Here is an 18226-nt window from a genome sequence, read left to right on the forward strand (position 1 = left end):
CAATTAAGGACGAATATGAACATCCATACCATTGCAGGTCACCTAAACGGACTATGCGATCACAGCAAAACCGGTTTTCAGTTTGATTGTTATCCGATTGACGGTGATGTTGAAGTGTTACAAGTCAATATTGTCGGCCGAGAAGAAATTCCGGTGTTTGTATCAGTAACTGACAACCAAATATTGTGTATCAGTTACTTATGGGGCGAAAACGAAGTAAACCAAGCTCGCCGCGCTGAAATGTTCGAGACCATGTTAGAGCTCAACATTCCAATGCCATTATCATCGTTTGCTAAAATTGATGATAAATATGTGGTTTACGGGGCATTATCTGTGCAATCAAGCATGGAAGAAATTGAACAAGAATTAGCAGTACTGTCAGACAACTGTCTGGAAGTCATCGACGAACTCGTCGAATTTTTAATCTAAGGAGCCAATTATGGGCATTCTAAACAAGATTCTTACAGCGTTTCGTGGTGGTGCAACTGAAGTTGGCCAAAATATCGTTGACTCAAACTCAACCCGAATTTTTGAACAAGAGATTCGTGATGCAGAAAAGCATTTAACCCGAGCTAAACGTGAATTAACTGATGTTATGGCTAAAGAAATGCAAGCCAGTCGTGAAATTGATCGCCTAAAGCGTAGTGTTGTTGAGCACGAAGGTTATGTCACCCAAGCGCTAGAGAAAGGCAATGAAGCTTTAGCAATTGAAATAGCTGAAAAGATTGCTCAGCTAGACGAAGAATTAGCTGAACAACAAACAGCCAATGATAGCTTTAGCTCACATGCAGTGCGTTTAAAAGATTTAGTGAAGAAGACTGAGCGTCAGTTAAATGATTATCAACGTCAACTTACTATGGTTAAAACCACTGAAAGCGTGCAAAAAGCCACTGCAACTATCACTGACTCATTTGCGTCAAGTAATTCAAAACTGCTTAACGCTAAAGATTCACTAGAGCGCATCAAAGCACGTCAACAACAGTTTGATGACCGCTTAAAAGCGTCAGAAACATTAGCTGAAGAGAATAGCGATAAGTCATTACATGCCAAGCTAGCTGAAGCAGGTATTGGTGAGCAAAAGTCGAATGCTAATGCTGTGCTAGATCGCATTAAAGCACGTAAAGGTTAAGCTATTATGGGATTTCTTAGTGGCCTATTCGGCAAAAAAGAAGCCCCGAAGCGTAAGCTTGACCATCCAAATAAACTGCTCAAGGGTGATATGATCACCTTTGATGACAGTTTTGCTTTGCCTACGCAATTGCGCGGGCAACAGCTTAAGGTTGAAGCTATTCATACTTATGAATACCAACGCTCGCAGCTTTGTGAATTCTTATTACGTGGCCATAGCGGCACCGCAATCTATTTATCCTACGTGCAAGAAGACGAATCTTACTTAAGTATTTCAATCAAAATCAACCGCGCTGTGGTTGAACAATTGTTTGAGCTTGACGCATTTGCTGAAATATTTGAAGAACCAGGCAAAGCAACGCTGACATTGCAGGCACTTCCTGCCGAGTTAGCCGCTGAGTTCGATAAATGGCTCAGTGATGAATATCATCAAGTTGAATTTGCCGGTTTTGGTTACTTCCATCGTCAAGATTATCGCGACCTAAAGCCTCCTCAAAATGACGATGATGCTCGCGGTGAAGGTTTTGAAGGTTACAGTTTGGCTAATGCTGATGACTCTCACGCGGTTGATATTGAAGTTTACGAAAGTGGAGACACTGAAGTGATGTTGACTTTATATCGCCCACTGACCGATATTAGAGAGTATTGGCCAGCAAGCTGATACAGGTAGGAGACGATTTTCTAATGAGTTCAGGCAAACCGTTACCAGAGAAATGGCTTAAAAACCAACAAGCTGCAAAAGCAACCCAAGTGGCTTTTGATCTGGATGAGAAGTTTCAATACTCAATCCGAAAAGAAGCCTTAGATAAAGGCGTCAGTCCTTCAGACCAAATCAGGACCATACTTGGACTCTCTGTATCCAAACGTCCAAAGCGTCCTCGCTTAACTGTGTCATTAAATGCTGAAGATTATGTGATTTTAGCGCAGAAATACGGCTTAGAATCTGAGTCGCAGCTGGAAATCAAAAAGCGCGTATTAGATGATTTGGTCCACTTCGTTGATACTAAATCGTCAAAATAAACACCGTTATCAGCACAGTACATTAACTAAAAACAACGCACCAGACACTTGTCTTGTGCGTTTTTTGTTATGATAAACTCAACATCTTAACAAAGCCTCACGGCGAACGAATGCAAACGGACTTATTATATGCTCGAATCTAAACGTTGGTCGGTCAAAAATGTCGATGGCCCAAGTCCATTCGAACTCGCAATGATGGTGTTATCACTGATCTCTGTGGTGATAGTACTCACGATTACCTTTGGTAAGTTAGACGCTGAAACCAACAAAGTACTGCTGTATATAGACACTACAATCTGCATGATTTTTATGACCAAGTTTTTCCATGGTTTGTTCAAAGCACGTAATAAAGCCTTTTACTTTAGGCACCATTGGATAGACTTTGTTGCCAGCATTCCAGCCATTGAAGCACTGCGTATCGCACGTATATTCCAAATATTAAGAGTTATTCGTTTAATCCGCATGAGCCGGTCATTATTAATCCCATTATTGCGTCAGCGAAAACAATCTACATTGGCCAGTTTACTGGTGGCGATGGTATTAATTTTAGCCACTGCATCTGTACTTATTTTACTAGTAGAAAGCACTGAACCTAACGCCAATATCCAAACAGCAGAGCAAGCTATTTGGTGGGCATTAGTGACCATATCAACCGTCGGTTACGGTGACTTCTATCCCGTCAGTACGGTAGGCCATATCATCGGTGGATTAGTGATCATTAGTGGTGTCAGCTTTTTCGGAGTGATATCCGGTTATATGGCATCTGTTTTCGTCGCACCAGATGAGCAAGAACGTAACGAAGCGCAAGAGGCTCAAGCAGCGCATAAAGCAGAAATCAATACCAAGCTAGAACAAGCGCTAGAGCGCATGGAGCACAATCAGCAGCAAATGATCGAAGAAATTGCCACCTTACGTAATCAACTCGGACAAGGTAAATAGCTTCTGCTCTGCAATATCGTCAGCAGGAAAAAAGATTGCTTAAAAATGTTGATTATCCTGCGCGAGACCAAAAAATAAGCCCAAAGTAATCACTTACTTTGGGCTTATTGTTGGCAACGACATAATGGCTAAGCTAACGCGTTACTCTCCCACCAACTTCTGCCACCAAGATAATGACTCGCCACAATTGGCAACCGGATGATAGCTTGCGTCTAATGCCGGTAGACCGATAATATTGTCACAATTACCTTTCTTAGCCACACCCGTTGTACGATCAAAATAACCATTAATAACCCCATTAACGGGCATCATTCGTAAACTAAGCGGTGGACGTTGATGTAAAAAGGCCTGATACACGGCCATTGCGCCACTACTACCATACAAGCCCGTTTTACTGTTATCGTCTTGGCCGACCCAAATAGCCGCTACGTTACGTTCATCAAATCCAGCAAACCACGAGTCACGACTATCATTACTGGTGCCGGTTTTACCCGCTAAACGAACCCCAGGAAATGCAGCGCCTAAACGCTTAGCCGTACCATTTCGCACTACCTGGTTCATTGCATATTGAACTAAGTAATCGGTTGCCGGATCAATCGCCATCGACGATGGAACACGAGTCACTTCCAACGCTTGGTTTTGACTGTCTAATACCGCTGTAATCGATGATAACTTACGATAGCGACCTTCATCAGCAATGGTTTGATAAACTTGAGCCACCATTAATGGTGAGCCATTCACCGCACCCAACAACATCGATGGATAAGGGGATATATCATCCTCCCAACCCGATTTTTTCAATGTAGCAGCAACCTTTTCAACACCAACAGCCAAACCAACGTTAACCGTTGGAACGTTCATTGAATCTTTAAATGCGCTTAATAAAGGCACTTGGCCACTGAACTTTTTATCGACGTTTTTAGGTGACCACGTTTTTCCTTGCTCATTTTTAAGGGTGATGGGTTTATCTTCTACGGGAGTGGCTAAAGTAAATTTATCTGCTTGGCGTAATGCGCTGGCATACACGAATGGTTTTATTAACGACCCAATTGGACGTCTAATTTCAACCGCGCGGTTAAATCCTTCATAACTCGGTTGTTTATCACCCACCATCGCTGCTATGCCGCCAGTATATTTGTCGGTGACAACCATGCCGACTTGAACGTTTTTAGCCCGTTTATCCAGTGATGCCATGGTAGACAACACGGCTTTTTCTGCGGCTTCTTGGGCCATAGGATCGAGCGTGGTATACACTTTTACGCCCGACTGCTTCAGTAACGAATCACCATAACGGTCGCGTAACTCTTGTTTAACCACAGCAAAAAACGCTGGTAACTTCTGATGTACCGATTTTTTAGCACTGCGTAGACCGATTGGCGACTCTGCTGCAGCTTTATATTGGGCAACGGTTAATTTATCGTTTTCCATAAGCAAACGTAACACTAAATCACGGCGCTCTTGGGCTCGTTCAGGATAACGCCACGGGTTGTAATAAGAAGGTCCTTTAATGACCGCAACTAAAAAGGCTTGCTGCGACACGGTTAATTCACCAATGGGGCGACCAAAATAGAATTGTGAGGCTAATCCCATACCATGCACACCACGGGCCTTGTCTTGGCCCATGTACACTTCATTGAGATAAGCTTCTAAAATTTCATCTTTGCTATAACGAAAATCGATAATCAATGCCATTATGGCTTCACGCACTTTACGCACAATTGAGCGTTCGCTGCTTAAAAAGAAGTTTTTGGCTAACTGCTGAGTTAAGGTTGAACCCCCTTGCACCGTACGACCGGCAGTAATATTGACCACCGCAGCGCGTGCAATCGCCAATGGGTTTACCCCAAAGTGATCATAAAAACTGCGGTCCTCAACCAAAATAAGCGCATCGATAATCATTGAAGGCATCTCTGGCGTTCGCACAAATAAACGGTCTTCGCCATCGCCGGCAATAATACGGTCAAGTAATACTGGTTCTAAATGAAATACCGCTAATTCACGTTTGTCAGACATCCGCTTAACTGAGCTAACGCCTTCAGAGTCAAAGCTTATCATCACTCGCTGCTCGGCTTGGTTGCCTTCGGGATGCAAAAACGGCCGACGCCATAATTCGATACGAGTACTTGAAGCAGAAAACTCGCCAACTTGCCGCGGATTGGACACTTTACGGTAACCCAACAAATTAAGCTCAGCCATTAACTGCGGATGGTTTATCGCAGCACCTGGGTACAATGCCATTGAACGACTAAAAACTTGGGCCGGTAAATGCCACTTTTGCCCTTCAAATTTCTGCGCAATAATTTGGTCTAAATAAATAGCGTAAAAGCTCACAACAGCAATACCAACGATTGATAATTTCCATGTGAGCGACCACAGTTTTTGCCACCAAGATGAGCCACTTTTTTTTGTGTTGGCTGAAGACTTTTTGGGTTTTTTACTCATAAATAATGGTTTCGTTTTCCATATAACGCTGAAATAATTGCATGTTATTAATAAGCTAGATGACTTATTTACACGCCTGGAGTTTTCTTTTTAGTAAATTTTGTTGCCACTGTATTCACTGGGTCATCAGGCCATAAATGCCTAGGATAACGACCACGCATTTCTTTTTTTACATCAATATATGGGCCTTGCCAGAAGCTGGCTAAATCTGCCGTGGCGGCTAATGGTCGTTGTGCTGGCGACAACAACTCCATAGTAACCGTCATTTTGCCGTGCAATATTGTCGGGCTTTGCGCCATCCCTAATGCTTCTTGTAAACGTACACTAAGCAACGCACGGCCTTGTTGGTCATTGTTATGATAAAAATGTCCGTCAGTATCAAGTGGCATCTGGTAACGGATGGGGGCACGAGTGCCAGTTGCCATCGGCCAATGTGTTGGCACCAGTTGCTCTAATAGCTGCTGCTGTTGCCAATTGAGTAAATTTTTCACCAATCCATACGCGGCTACTTTAGCCAATGCGGCCAATGAACGAATGTTATCCAAATGTGGCTCAAGCCAATCTTCTAACGTCGCCAGTAAGTACTCATCGCTTAAACAAGGCCAATCATGCTCTGGCGCAAAGTATCGAGCTAATTCAACCCGATATTGTAACTGGATTAACAGCTCGTCACGATTAAGGATTGTTAACCCTTTTATACGGATCTGTTCTAATAATGCTGCGGTAATTTGTGCTCGTTCAGGTGTAATACCGGTGTCGATTTTGATGATAACCTCACCGATTTTGGTATGTTTTTCAGCAAAAAAACGCCCTTTTGCTTCATCCCAACCACCGTGAACATGAGTAGTTACTAACGAGGCAAGTTCGGCAGTAAACAAGCGTTCATCTAACCTTGCTGCAAGGTAAATTTGGCCAGCATTACGACCTTGAGTCTCTTGAAAGTCAGCAACCACTAACCAAGGTTCATGAGCCAAACTGTCTTCGGCATTGATCACCACACCCGTACCATTACTTAATAAAAAGCCTTCATGGCCTCGAGCTTTGGCAATACGATCAGGGTAAGCAAGTGCTAACAAATAGCTTATATCACGAGTCGATGCATTACGTATTGCCTCATTGACCTGACCCGATATCGCCAAAGATTGTTGCCATTGCCTAACTTGCTGTTTAATTTGCCCCTGCAAAGCCTCGGTCAAATAATGATGAATATCAGCGCCTTTTTTCGGTAGTCCACGGGCTTCAATAATGCCTGCTAATACGCAAGCCAGCAGGCAAAGTTGCGGCTGATTGTCGTGCAAGGCAAGTTGCTTAGCTTTAAGCAGCATATGCGCTAAGCGTGGATGGCAACCTAATGCATAAGCCTCTCGGCCAAGTGACGTTAATTTACGTTGTGGATCAATTAATTCAAGTTGAATAAGTAATCGCCATGCGACTTGTTCATGGATCGGCGGCGGTGGTGTGAGCAATGATAATTCAGCAAATGATTTAGCGCCCCAACTGGCACAATCAAGTGCCATAGAAGTCAGTTCTGCTTGCGTGATTTCGGGCTCATCGACTTTGCGCATGCGCCCTTGTTCTTCTTGGCTCCATAACCGCACGCAATAACCCGCAGCTAAGCGCCCTGCTCGGCCACTACGTTGAATAGCCGATGCCTGGCTAATGCGCTTAAGCCCTAAGCGTGTCACGCCGGTTTTAGGGTTAAAACTCGCTTCACGTCGATAACCGCTGTCTATAACAAGGGTGATGCCTTCAATCGTTAAACTCGATTCAGCCACGTTAGTCGCGAGGACGATTTTACGTTTACCCGGTTCTGCTGCACGAATGGCTTGATCTTGCTCCGCTGACGACAAGTCGCCATACATAGGACAAATAAGCCATGATGCATCTAAACGCTCACGCAATAATCCAGCTAATTTACGAATTTCACCTTTCCCGGGTAAAAACGCCAAAACGCTGCCCTGTTGATATTGCGCTAGATTGGGATCGGAAATGGTATCGATAATCACACGGGACATGTGTGTTAGCCACAACTGTTGCCCAGGGCAAGGCTGATAAGCAATCTCAACCTCAAAACTGCGACCATCACTGTGTATTTGCGCAGCATCGGGCATTAACGTGTCTAGCGGTAAGCCAGACAAGGTGGCAGACATAGCAATAATGTGTAAATCGTCACGTAATGATTGCTGCACTTCCAGTGCTAAAGCCAAGCCTAAATCAGTCGTAAGATGACGCTCATGTATTTCATCGAAAATAATCACATCAATCCCACTAAGCTCTGGGTCTTGTTGGATCATGCGGGTCAGAATACCTTCGGTGACAATTTCTAATCGAGTATCTGCGCTGACTTTTGATTCGCCACGGACACGATAACCCACTTGCTGGCCAACATTTTGGCCCAATTGTTGGGCAATAAACTTAGCGACATTGCGGGCCGCGACTCGACGGGGTTCTAACATCAGAATTTTGCCATGAATTTCAGGCCAGGCTAACATCGCTAATGGTAATGCTGTGGATTTACCTGCACCGGTTGGCGCTTCGATAATAATGTGTGAATGGGCCGAAAACTGCACACGCAACGAGTCGAGTACCGCGTGAATCGGCAATGTCGTGGGCATCAATGATGGGTGCTGCTGCAATACTTGTTTTGAGGTCAACGCGATTAACTTTTACGGCTATTTTCTGCGGTTCATTTTACCCACATTGTATCAAGGTGTCATTAATTGCCTATTTCAAGCCTATTTGGCTACCTTTTTAACAAAGCAATTAACCGCTCTCAGTTATTGAGTCATTTTACTCATTTAGATTAACCAAGGAGTCCGTAAACCGTGTTGTAGTTCAGCTAATCGTGTCGGTTTATTAATAGCATAGCCTTGCGCATAATCGACACCAATATTTTTAAGATATACGCCAATATCAGTATTTTCAACAAACTCTGCGATAACTTCAAACCCCATGTCTTTTCCGAGCTGACAAATAGCCGAAACAATGGCTTTATCACTGCGGTTTTCGCATAAATTCACTACAAATTGGCCGTCAATTTTAACGTAATCGACATCAAGACATTTCAAATATGCAAAGCTAGAAAAACCAGAACCAAAATCATCTAATGCAATCTTACAACCAAATGGTCGTAACAACTCAATTAATCCGGTAGCTTGGTCTAATTGGCTTACCGCTGCAGTTTCGGTTATTTCAAAACATAATTTACTCACCAGCTCAGGTTCGACCATTAAACGCATTTCGAGCCAAGTCATGAACTTTTGGTCAGCAAGTGACATCGCAGACAAATTCACCGACACCATAGAAAGCTGTTCCCATGTAGCTAAATTATTGCCGCCCCACGTCAATAAATTATCGATAACCCAACGGTCTACTCGAGGCGCTAAGTTATAACGCTCAGCAGCAGGTAAAAACACCCCCGGCGATACATATTGGCCATCACTCTGCACCATGCGAAGTAGAATTTCCATGTGGATGCCAGTGTCGGGTTTATCGAGCGGCTCAATTAATTGATAGAATAGCTCAAACTGATTTAATGCCAGTGCGCCTGTAATATCCACAGATGCCAGCATTTGGTTATACATCATGTGCATTTGTGGGTCGTCAGGATTATAAAAATGCCAACGGTTACGGCCTTCTTCTTTGGCCAAGCGGCAAGCGGCATCAGCTTTGCTCATCACACCGTAAATATCGGAGTCAACATAATCGACTTTGGCAATGCCAATGCTGGCACTAATGTTGTGTTTGATACCTTTCCAAGTAAATTCATGATCAAACAACTGTTGGCAAATTCGTTTTGCCACTTGTTGCGCCGATGCGGTATCAGAATAATGCATCAATAAGCCAAACTCATCGCCGCCTAAACGCGCAACCACATCGTCTTTACGTAATAATTGTTTTAAGCGAGTCGCCACTTGTTGCAGCAACACATCACCCGCTTGATGACCACTAAGGTCATTTACCACTTGAAATTGATCGAGATCGAGAAAGGCAATACAAGCCGGAGCATGTTCGTCGTCTTTTAATAACTCTTCAAGCATGTTTTCGAACTGTAATCGATTTGGTAATCCGGTTAGCACATCATAATTGGAATGAAACGATAACTCATCGGCAAGTCGATAACGTTCGGTGACATCTTCAATCATTAATAATAACTGTTGCTGTTTATTAAGTGCATGGCAAAAGCTAAACTTATACCAGTATATTTGAACCCCATTTCGTAACGGCACTTCACACCAGGCTTGGCGTAAAATACCTTCTCGAACGATATGCAAGGTATCGAGTAATAGTGGGTGATCATCTTCTCGTAGCAACGTAAATAAACTCTGCCCGACTGTAATGGGTAAATTTTGTTTACTCGCATCATTTTGCAATACAACATTATTGTGTAAATCAATCAACGCACATGGCATCGGCAGTAACTGAAATAGCTCTTGATACTGTTTATCTTTACTGTCTAAAAGCACGGATAAACGACGAAGTTCAAGTGAAGAGGCTAATTGATATGCAGTATCATCGAGTAACTTTTGCACAAACGCACAAGGATCATCTTGCTGACTCACTACTGTGTTAGCATCGGATGCACACATAGTGCCTAAAACAACTTTAACATTGCCAACATGCAAAACAGGACTCAGAGCAAGATGCTTACAATCAATATCGAGTTGATTAAAGATGCCTAAAAGCGGTGTAAGGAGTCGATTTTCGTCAGCGGTAAATGATTGCTCTGGGGAATGAGGATAAATGATTGCTTGATAGCTGTTAAATAATGATTCGCACAGTGACAAATTATCTTGTAAATGCTGGTTAAACAGCGCTTCTGATGCTGGTGAAGCACCAAAATGACTGACACATTGTTGCTCTGAAGTGTCGATAATATCAGTATCGACGGCAAATAATTTATCATATTGACTCGTCAACACAAATGCAGCGCTGCATTCTAGCCTTTGACAGACTAACTGTAATGCTTGATTAAGCAGTGATAACACCGAAGTATTACTACCCTCAATAGGTCCATTTGTAAAAACACTTTTCAATAGTTGCTGGGTGCTATCGGCCATTCATCAACTCATTCAAGGTTAGCAATTCAATTTGCTTGGGAATAAAATCAGTTATCTTGTAGATGCCATATCGCTAACTGTAAGCGCTAACTATAAGCACTATATTGATTAGGTAGTTAACTGAAACCACGATATGTTTTTAAAATCGGTAGTATTGTTAATCTATCAACGTTTATGTTTCAGCTCAATAAATAATAGGGCCAACCGGATGCAAACACCTTCGTCAGCAAGATTATTTGTCGGCTTTAGCGTAGACAAACCACAAATAGATAAAATATTACATCTACAACAAACACTTATAACTAAAATAAATACAAATTCAGTAGCCACTTTAGCACACAACTTACACATAACATTAGGCTTTTTTGGTCAAATAGATCCGACCACTTGTTCAAAAATCCATGAAGCAATAAATCAGATGCCTAAAACAACTTTCAGTCAAGTTATCGACACCTTCGCTTGGTGGCAAACAGCACAATTAATCTGTTTAAAAGGACAAGCGAGTACATCATTAAACACTATGGCGAATGACATTAAGAACATTGCAAAAACTCACCATCTAGCCATCAGTCAATACGATTATGTTCCGCACATTAGTCTATTTCGTGGGGTGACAACAGCTTCTTTACCAGCCGTGGTAAAGGACACTCAGCTCATCATCGCACCAAGCCATTTACATTTATATCAATCGACTGGCCACCACCATAACGTTAACTACACGATATTAGAAAGTTGGCCGTTACGGCAAAAATAAAAACCGTCACCACAGAATGTGAGCAACGGTTTAATGATAATTACAATTGATGACTAGTCTTTTAATAACTCAGCAATGGTCAATACGCCATGCGTTGTCGCACCAGCGGCCCATAGCGCCGACGCTGATGATTCAAAAGCACCTGCGAGATCAACGTGTAACCAATTCGCTTTTGGTGACACAAAACGCCATAAGAAACCGGCCGCGTTTGATGCGCCACCTGCACCGCCACCTTTAACTGGGCGACTGTTTGCAGTATCAGCATAAGCTGATGGACACATATCTTTATGCCAAGCATCTAACGGCAATGGCCATACGTTTTCAGAAACGGCTTCAGCACATTGCTGTGCAAGCTGTAATGTCGCCTTTTGTGGTGAAAAAATGGCGTTATAATTTGAGCCCACAGCCATCACAGCAGCGCCGGTTAACGTTGCAGCATCAATAATTAAGCCTGCGCCCGTTTCTGATGCAGCTTGTAAACCATCGGCTAGAACTAAACGTCCTTCAGCATCAGTATTAACAATTTCAACCGTGGTGCCGTTTTTGTAGGTTAGAACATCACCCAGCTTGAAAGCATTACCGCTAACTAAGTTTTCTGCACAACACAAAAATAGCTTAACGCGTTTGTTCAAACCAGCCTTCATGGCTAATCCCAATGCAGCAGTAACAGTGGCAGCACCGCCCATGTCACACTTCATCGCTAACATACCTTCTGACGACTTCAAGCTATAGCCGCCTGAGTCAAACGTAATACCTTTACCCACTAAGGCAACAGAGACTGGAGCATCTGCGCCTAACGGATTAAAATCAAGCTCTAACAATGCAGGAGGACGTTCACTACCACGACCCACAGCATGAATACCGACCCATTTTTTTTCTAATAATTCATGGCCTTCAATAATGTTAAAACTGACATGGTCACCACCAATATTTTTTAGCCAAGACGCCGCTTGATTAGCTAACGATAAAGGCGATAAATCTTCTGGAGTATCATTGATCAATTTGCGAGCAAACTGGGCCGCTACGGCACGTTGATTCAACGTTTCTTTATCGGCGTCACTACCACACCAGTCCACTTGGTATCCTGCTTTAGCCGTGGCAAAACCTTGTGCAAATGCCCACTGTGAATTCAGGGTCCATAAGCCACCGTCTAGCTGCACATAATTAATGCCTTGATTGCGGATTTTTCTTGCGGCCATCTGCACTTGACGCAGTTCATCGCTACCCGATAGATGGATTGTTGCCTTAGTACCTTGGTAAGTCACATCAGCTTTACCCCAATGTTCTGCAGGGGCTTCGGTGGTGAGCGTAACGGTCATAATATTCATAATAATCCCTTGTAGTAAGCCAAATAACACCAATGCTCGAGCTTAATCACGAGCTAATGGCAGTAGTGTAGACAAAACATAATCGATAAACCAAGCTAAAGTTTGTTAGCATTGTTGTAAATCAACTCATTAGATGAGTCATCGATGAAATTTACTCCCGAATTAGAATCCGGTGTATTAATTAAACGATACAAACGCTTTCTTGCCGATATCATGCTACCTAACGGGCAAGAAATCACGATTCATTGCCCAAATACTGGTTCAATGAAAAATTGCTTATTCCCTGGTGAAAAGGTGTGGTTTTCCAGCTCCGACAATCCAAAACGAAAATATGCCCACACATGGGAATTAATGCAGACAGATCAGCAGCATTATATCGGGATTAATACCGGGCGAGCCAATGCTCTTGCAGAAGAAGCGATTAATCGGCAAGTGATTACCGAACTATTAGGTTACGAGCATTTAAAACGCGAAGTAAAGTATGGCAGTGAAAATAGCCGCATCGATATCTTGCTCACTAGCCAAAACCGGCCAGAGTGCTATATTGAAGTGAAGAGTTGTACTTTACTAGAAGATAAAATGGGTTTCTTCCCCGATGCCGTAACCACTCGTGGACAAAAGCATCTGCGAGAACTCATCCACATGGTGGAATTAGGCCATCGTGCTGTTTTATTATTTGTGGTGCAGCACAGTGGCATCACGAGTGTTAAACCCGCGCGACATATAGATCCACAATATGCAGACTTACTTGAACAAGCCGTAGCAAATGGCGTTGAAGTGCTAGCTTATAAAACAGCGCTTTCGCCACAGGGAAGCCTGATCACTTCAGCTTGTAAAGTCATGCTGTAGATCAAAATAAAAATTAAATAACAAGTAAAAAATTTGCCACGCTATAGAGTTTCTGGTATAGATAGCGGCCATAAATTTAAGACGTCCTTAAAACGCAAATGATTACAGGAGATGCGTTATGCCTCAAGGCACGAAAAAACTTGGCGTACTCGCTATCGCTGGAGTAGATCCTTACCAGGAATCGGCTGGTGAAGAGTATATGAATACCAAGCAACGTGGTCACTTTACATTGATCCTCGAAGCATGGCGTAACCAATTGCGTGAAGAAGTCGACCGTACGTTAACTCACATGCAAGATGAAGCTGCAAACTTTCCTGATCCTGTCGACCGTGCAGCACAAGAAGAAGAATTCAGCTTAGAATTACGCGCTCGTGACAGAGAACGTAAATTGATCAAAAAGATTGAAAAGACTTTACAGTTGATCAAAGAAGACGATTTTGGTTTCTGCTTCTCATGTGGCGTAGAAATTGGTATCCGTCGACTTGAAGCTCGCCCTACAGCCGATCAATGTATCGATTGTAAAACGCTAGCTGAAATAAAAGAAAAACAAATGGCGGGTTAACCCGTTATTGATTAGGGCGAGATTATCTCGCCCTTTTTATTGACTTTATTTACCCACTAACAAATTAACAAGGCTATTGTGTTGTCGCATTAACTGACGATAATAACAATACGATGTTAACGAAAAACAACGCTATAACATGATTCCTCCATCCTATATCGGACGTTTTGCGCCCTCACCATCAGGTTCACTGCATTTTGGCTCACTCATTGCTGCATTAGGCAGTTATCTTCGCGCGCACAGTCAACAAGGCCAATGGCTTGTCCGCATAGAAGATATCGACCCGCCACGCGAAGTCCCCGGTGCAAGCGATAACATCCTTAGAACACTCGATGCCTACGGCTTACATTGGCATGGAACCGTACTATTTCAACAGCAACGATATCAGGCTTATCAAGATCAAATTGAAGCGTTTATCGCCAGTGATCTTGCTTATTATTGCCAATGCACACGTAAAATAATTCAAACCAGCGGCGGAGTGTATGATGGCCGTTGTGGCCGACTTCAGCCTAGACTGACACACGGCGCAATTCGAATTCGTAATCACGTTAAAATTGATCATTTTGTTGATAAACTTCAAGGCTCGGTGATGGTTGATAAAGCTTTCGCCGAAGAAGACTTTATTATTAAACGCAGTGATGGTTTGTATGCTTACCAACTCGCCGTTGTACTCGACGATGCGTATCAAGGCATAACTGAAGTGGTCAGAGGTTGTGATTTACTTGAAGCCAGTTGCCGACAAATAAGTTTGTTTACCCAATTGGAATTTACGCCACCTGATTGGCTACATTTGCCGTTAGTTTGTGCCGAGAAAGGCTTTAAATTATCCAAGCAGAATTATGCTCCAGCCATAGATGTCATTCACCCTCAAGCCAGTATTAATGCGGCACTGACCTTTTTAGGCCAAAAAGCTGTCGATGTAGATTCGGTAGAAGTGATGCTTAAACAGGCTGTTGAACAATTTGACCTAAGCACGATTCCTGCACAAAAAGAAATTGTCTTATCGACAATAAACAACTAGGTATCGTCATTAACTGACATAAGTTATTGCATTAAGCCCTTTTTAGCGCAACTGTACGTATACTCATTCGGTCACATTTAATGTATTATACCCGCCAGATTTTTAATCAAATTATTATAGCATTTCGAGGTGTATTATTTTTCGCCGTATTAGCCAATTCTGTAAACAGCTATTTGAAAACAACAAAGTAGCTCCAGTCCTTGAAGAACCCATTCAAGAAGATGGCTTACGTCTGGATATTATCTCCAGAGATGGTCACTCAATTTCACGTCGTCAAATTAGTGAAAATGCACTAAAAGTACTTTATCGTCTTAATAAATCTGGCTACAAAGCTTATTTAGTGGGCGGTGGAGTACGTGACATTCTATTAGGTCTTGAACCGAAAGATTTTGACGTCGTCACTAATGCCACCCCAGATGACATTAAAAAGTTATTCCGCAATTGTCGCTTAGTCGGCCGTCGCTTTAGACTGGCGCATATCGTTTTTGGTCGTGATGTCATTGAGGTTGCCACTTTCCGCGGTCACCACAGTGAAAGCAATGATAAAGTATCAAAATCCAACGCTGAAGGCCGTTTGTTACGCGATAACGTCTACGGTGAGATCGATGAAGATGCTGAGCGCCGTGACTTCACCATTAACGCGCTCTACTATGATATTAGTGATTATTCTATTCGCAGCTATGGTGGTGGAATAAACGATCTCAATGCTAGAACGATTAAGCTTATTGGCGATCCAGACACGCGATACCGCGAAGACCCGGTGCGTATGCTTCGTGCTGTTCGTTTTGCGACTAAACTTGATATGCAAATCGATGCAGTAACAGCGGATCCCATCAAAGCCCTTGCTCCATTGCTAGCCGATATTCCTGCTGCGCGCATGTATGAAGAAGTATTGAAACTGTTTTTTGCCGGTAAAGCAGAAGCTAATTACCACATGATGCAACGTTTTGGTTTATTCGCGCCCTTGTTCCCACAAGTCGGTGCATTAATTGAAGAGTCGCCTAAAGGGTATGCCGCTAAAATGCTGCAAGTCGTTATGCGTAATACCGATATCCGTGTTAGCGAAGATAAAACCGTGACTCCGGCATTTTTCTTTGCGGCAATCTTGTGGTATCCCGTTAAGCAACGAGCTGATGATATTGCCATTGAAAGCGGCTTAACTCATTACGATGCATATGTTGCTGCAATGGGTGATGTGCTTGAAAAACAGTGTCTAACAATTAGCTTACCTCGCCGATTTAGCACTCCAGCACGCGACATTTGGCAATTGCAGTTACGATTAGAACGCGGTCAAGGCACTCGAGCATTTAAACTACTAGAGCACCCTAAATTCAGAGCAGCTTATGATTTACTGCTACTGCGCGGTGAAGTTGAAATGGGTAATATTGCCAAGATAGCTGAGTGGTGGAAAGCGTTTGTAGAAGCTGATGAAACTGACCGTAGCGACATAGCTAAAAGCATCAAAGGCAGCAATAATCGTAACAGAAATGCACCACAGCGTAAGCGTCGCCGTAAACCAGCAGCCAAACCAGCGGAAGAATAACAATCATGGCGGTTCAAGTTTATGTCGCCATAGGCGCTAATTTAGCAGAGCCAATACAACAACTCGATGTTGCAGTATTGGCGCTAAAGGCATTGGCAATAAACAACACTTTTACGGTGTCAGCATATTATGGTTCCAAGCCCATGGGTGATGTTATTCAGCCAGATTATGTCAATGCTGTCGCGGGGTTTGAAACCTCGCTATTGCCCATTGAGTTACTCGATACCTTACAAGAAATCGAGCAACAACAAGGGCGTGTACGACTTGAACACTGGGGACCTCGTACCTTAGATTTAGATTTGTTACTCTATGGTCAACAACACATCAACGAACCTCGACTTTGTGTGCCTCATTACGGCATGAAGCAACGCAGTTTTGTGTTAGTTCCATTAGCAGACATTGCACCAGCGCTAACATTGCCTTGTAATACAAGCCTTGAAAGCCTTATTAGTGTGGCAATGCGTGATGAATTACAAAAGCTTATCGATTAAAGTTGATCTTAACAGACAGAAGATTAAGCTCAGCTTTTAGTATTTCAATATTGTTTTAAGAGTCTACTATGTCAAAAGTCACCAGTTCGACCCTAATCAAGTTCAAACAAGAAGGTAAAAAGTTCACCGCATTAACGGCTTATGACGCTAGCTTTGCCGGCGCATTTGACAGTGAAGGTGTTGATGTACTTCTAGTGGGTGATTCACTCGGTATGGTGCTTCAAGGCCATAACGATACCTTACCAGTAACCATTGCCGATATTGCTTACCATACCGCTTGTGTCAAACGTGGTGTTTCGCGCGCATTACTCATCGCAGACATGCCGTTTATGAGCTATAGCACCCCAGAACAGACCATGACTAACGCTGCAATATTAATGCAGGCAGGTGCCAGCATGGTTAAATTAGAAGGCGGACATTGGTTACTTGAAAGCGTAAAAATGTTAACCGAACGTGGTATTCCAGTTTGTGCTCACCTAGGGTTAACGCCACAGTCGGTGAACGTTTTTGGCGGATTTAAAGTGCAAGGTCGCGACGCTGATAACGCGCAACGCATTCTAGATGAAGCTAAAGCATTGCAAGCTGCTGGTGCGCAATTATTAGTGGTTGAGTGTATTCCAGCCTCCCTGGCTAAAGCCATTACTGAAGCACTAACCATTCCAGTTATCGGTATCGGCGCGGGTGCTGACACCGATGGCCAAATTCTTGTTATGCACGATGTTTTAGGCATTTCGAGTGGCTACATTCCCCGTTTTTCAAAAAACTACCTCAAACAAACCGGCGAAATCCGTTCGGCTATCAGAGCTTATATTGATGAAGTTGCTAACGGCACATTCCCAGCGGAAGAACATACCTTTAATTAATATAACATCTTGATAATATAAATTTATTATCATTTTTGCTCTGCTATCTACGTTGCATTGACTTACAATAGATCGACAGTTGATGAGTCAATGCACCTTCGTTAGCAACACAAACGGCAAGTTTGATTTGCAGATGCGAAATAAACCCGTTGTTATCGATTACCCTAGCTCTTATTCGGCTTGAGGCTAATCATTAAATCTACATCAATGACTACATTGTTTTTAT

At 43.0% G+C, this 18226-nt stretch carries 16 protein-coding genes; 12 read left to right on the forward strand and 4 right to left on the reverse strand.

From position 1 onward, the window contains the following. Positions 1 to 15: 15 nt before the first annotated feature. The 5 genes from GUY17_RS17375 (at position 16) to GUY17_RS17395 (ending at position 3087) form a co-directional block, all read left to right on the forward strand. A complete protein-coding gene (locus tag GUY17_RS17375) occupies positions 16 to 429 on the forward strand; it encodes a YjfI family protein (RefSeq protein ID WP_101085277.1) in 414 nt (137 codons plus the stop codon). A gap of 10 nt (positions 430 to 439) precedes the next feature. Continuing rightward, positions 440 to 1129, forward strand: a complete 690-nt coding sequence (locus tag GUY17_RS17380; protein ID WP_162023854.1) for a PspA/IM30 family protein — start codon at positions 440 to 442, stop codon at positions 1127 to 1129. A gap of 6 nt (positions 1130 to 1135) precedes the next feature. Further along, positions 1136 to 1789 (forward strand): hypothetical protein, encoded by a 654-nt coding sequence (locus GUY17_RS17385; protein ID WP_162023855.1) that lies wholly within the window; start codon positions 1136 to 1138, stop codon positions 1787 to 1789. A gap of 23 nt (positions 1790 to 1812) precedes the next feature. Beyond that, entirely contained in the window at positions 1813 to 2148 is a 336-nt protein-coding gene (locus GUY17_RS17390) for a hypothetical protein (protein ID WP_101085274.1), read from the forward strand. A 129-nt stretch (positions 2149 to 2277) separates the two neighbouring features. Beyond that, positions 2278 to 3087, forward strand: coding sequence for an ion transporter (locus tag GUY17_RS17395; protein WP_162023856.1), 810 nt, complete (start codon positions 2278 to 2280; stop codon positions 3085 to 3087). 141 nt (positions 3088 to 3228) lie between these two features. Here the strand turns inward: GUY17_RS17395 and mrcB are convergent, their stop codons facing one another. The 3 genes from mrcB to GUY17_RS17410 all read right to left on the reverse strand — a co-directional run bounded on the left by mrcB (position 3229) and on the right by GUY17_RS17410 (position 10589). Continuing rightward, complete coding sequence (gene mrcB / locus GUY17_RS17400) at positions 3229 to 5529, reverse strand: penicillin-binding protein 1B (RefSeq protein WP_162023857.1); 2301 nt, start codon at positions 5527 to 5529, stop codon at positions 3229 to 3231. A 68-nt stretch (positions 5530 to 5597) separates the two neighbouring features. Continuing rightward, positions 5598 to 8144, reverse strand: coding sequence for an ATP-dependent helicase HrpB (gene hrpB, locus GUY17_RS17405; RefSeq protein ID WP_162024397.1), 2547 nt, complete (start codon positions 8142 to 8144; stop codon positions 5598 to 5600). Positions 8145 to 8327: 183 nt separating this feature from the next. After that, positions 8328 to 10589 carry a bifunctional diguanylate cyclase/phosphodiesterase gene (locus GUY17_RS17410; RefSeq protein ID WP_101085271.1) on the reverse strand — a complete coding sequence of 754 codons (2262 nt, stop codon included), beginning with the start codon at positions 10587 to 10589 and terminating at the stop codon, positions 8328 to 8330. Between the two features lie 208 nt (positions 10590 to 10797). Here GUY17_RS17410 and thpR point away from each other — a divergent pair, with 208 nt between their 5' ends. Next, complete coding sequence (thpR, locus tag GUY17_RS17415; protein ID WP_162023858.1) at positions 10798 to 11343, forward strand: RNA 2',3'-cyclic phosphodiesterase; 546 nt, start codon at positions 10798 to 10800, stop codon at positions 11341 to 11343. Positions 11344 to 11396: 53 nt separating this feature from the next. Here thpR and pepB read toward each other — a convergent pair whose 3' ends face one another. Next, a complete protein-coding gene (gene pepB, locus GUY17_RS17420) occupies positions 11397 to 12671 on the reverse strand; it encodes an aminopeptidase PepB (RefSeq protein ID WP_011638713.1) in 1275 nt (424 codons plus the stop codon). Between the two features lie 144 nt (positions 12672 to 12815). Between pepB and sfsA the strand changes: the two genes are divergently transcribed. The 6 genes from sfsA (at position 12816) to panB (ending at position 18000) form a co-directional block, all read left to right on the forward strand. After that, a complete protein-coding gene (sfsA, locus tag GUY17_RS17425; RefSeq protein ID WP_162023859.1) occupies positions 12816 to 13520 on the forward strand; it encodes a DNA/RNA nuclease SfsA in 705 nt (234 codons plus the stop codon). Between the two features lie 118 nt (positions 13521 to 13638). Next, positions 13639 to 14082: an RNA polymerase-binding protein DksA gene (gene dksA, locus GUY17_RS17430; RefSeq protein ID WP_011638715.1), complete on the forward strand. Its 444-nt coding sequence runs from the start codon at positions 13639 to 13641 to the stop codon at positions 14080 to 14082. 139 nt (positions 14083 to 14221) lie between these two features. Then, complete coding sequence (gene gluQRS, locus GUY17_RS17435) at positions 14222 to 15103, forward strand: tRNA glutamyl-Q(34) synthetase GluQRS (protein ID WP_101085267.1); 882 nt, start codon at positions 14222 to 14224, stop codon at positions 15101 to 15103. Between the two features lie 241 nt (positions 15104 to 15344). Further along, complete coding sequence (gene pcnB, locus GUY17_RS17440) at positions 15345 to 16646, forward strand: polynucleotide adenylyltransferase PcnB (protein ID WP_162024398.1); 1302 nt, start codon at positions 15345 to 15347, stop codon at positions 16644 to 16646. A gap of 5 nt (positions 16647 to 16651) precedes the next feature. Continuing rightward, on the forward strand, positions 16652 to 17137 hold the full coding sequence (gene folK / locus GUY17_RS17445) for a 2-amino-4-hydroxy-6-hydroxymethyldihydropteridine diphosphokinase (protein ID WP_162023860.1): 486 nt from the start codon (positions 16652 to 16654) through the stop codon (positions 17135 to 17137). Positions 17138 to 17205: 68 nt separating this feature from the next. After that, the gene (gene panB, locus GUY17_RS17450; protein ID WP_101085264.1) at positions 17206 to 18000 is read left to right on the forward strand and encodes a 3-methyl-2-oxobutanoate hydroxymethyltransferase; all 795 of its coding nucleotides are present in this window, start codon (positions 17206 to 17208) and stop codon (positions 17998 to 18000) included. Positions 18001 to 18226 lie beyond the last annotated feature (226 nt).

It is taken from the genome of Shewanella sp. Arc9-LZ (assembly GCF_010092445.1).
GTDB lineage: Bacteria > Pseudomonadota > Gammaproteobacteria > Enterobacterales > Shewanellaceae > Shewanella.

Excerpts from the sequence above, each read along its gene's own strand:
- GUY17_RS17375 (WP_101085277.1), top strand. The coding sequence starts at position 16 with ATGAACATCCATACCATTGCAGGTCACCTAAACGGACTATGCGATCAC.
- GUY17_RS17380 (WP_162023854.1), top strand. The coding sequence starts at position 440 with ATGGGCATTCTAAACAAGATTCTTACAGCGTTTCGTGGTGGTGCAACT.
- GUY17_RS17385 (WP_162023855.1), top strand. The coding sequence starts at position 1,136 with ATGGGATTTCTTAGTGGCCTATTCGGCAAAAAAGAAGCCCCGAAGCGT.
- GUY17_RS17390 (WP_101085274.1), top strand. The coding sequence starts at position 1,813 with ATGAGTTCAGGCAAACCGTTACCAGAGAAATGGCTTAAAAACCAACAA.
- GUY17_RS17395 (WP_162023856.1), top strand. The coding sequence starts at position 2,278 with ATGCTCGAATCTAAACGTTGGTCGGTCAAAAATGTCGATGGCCCAAGT.
- mrcB (WP_162023857.1), bottom strand. The coding sequence starts at position 5,529 with ATGAGTAAAAAACCCAAAAAGTCTTCAGCCAACACAAAAAAAAGTGGC.
- hrpB (WP_162024397.1), bottom strand. The coding sequence starts at position 8,144 with ATGCCCACGACATTGCCGATTCACGCGGTACTCGACTCGTTGCGTGTG.
- GUY17_RS17410 (WP_101085271.1), bottom strand. The coding sequence starts at position 10,589 with ATGGCCGATAGCACCCAGCAACTATTGAAAAGTGTTTTTACAAATGGA.
- thpR (WP_162023858.1), top strand. The coding sequence starts at position 10,798 with ATGCAAACACCTTCGTCAGCAAGATTATTTGTCGGCTTTAGCGTAGAC.
- pepB (WP_011638713.1), bottom strand. The coding sequence starts at position 12,671 with ATGAATATTATGACCGTTACGCTCACCACCGAAGCCCCTGCAGAACAT.
- sfsA (WP_162023859.1), top strand. The coding sequence starts at position 12,816 with ATGAAATTTACTCCCGAATTAGAATCCGGTGTATTAATTAAACGATAC.
- dksA (WP_011638715.1), top strand. The coding sequence starts at position 13,639 with ATGCCTCAAGGCACGAAAAAACTTGGCGTACTCGCTATCGCTGGAGTA.
- gluQRS (WP_101085267.1), top strand. The coding sequence starts at position 14,222 with ATGATTCCTCCATCCTATATCGGACGTTTTGCGCCCTCACCATCAGGT.
- folK (WP_162023860.1), top strand. The coding sequence starts at position 16,652 with ATGGCGGTTCAAGTTTATGTCGCCATAGGCGCTAATTTAGCAGAGCCA.
- panB (WP_101085264.1), top strand. The coding sequence starts at position 17,206 with ATGTCAAAAGTCACCAGTTCGACCCTAATCAAGTTCAAACAAGAAGGT.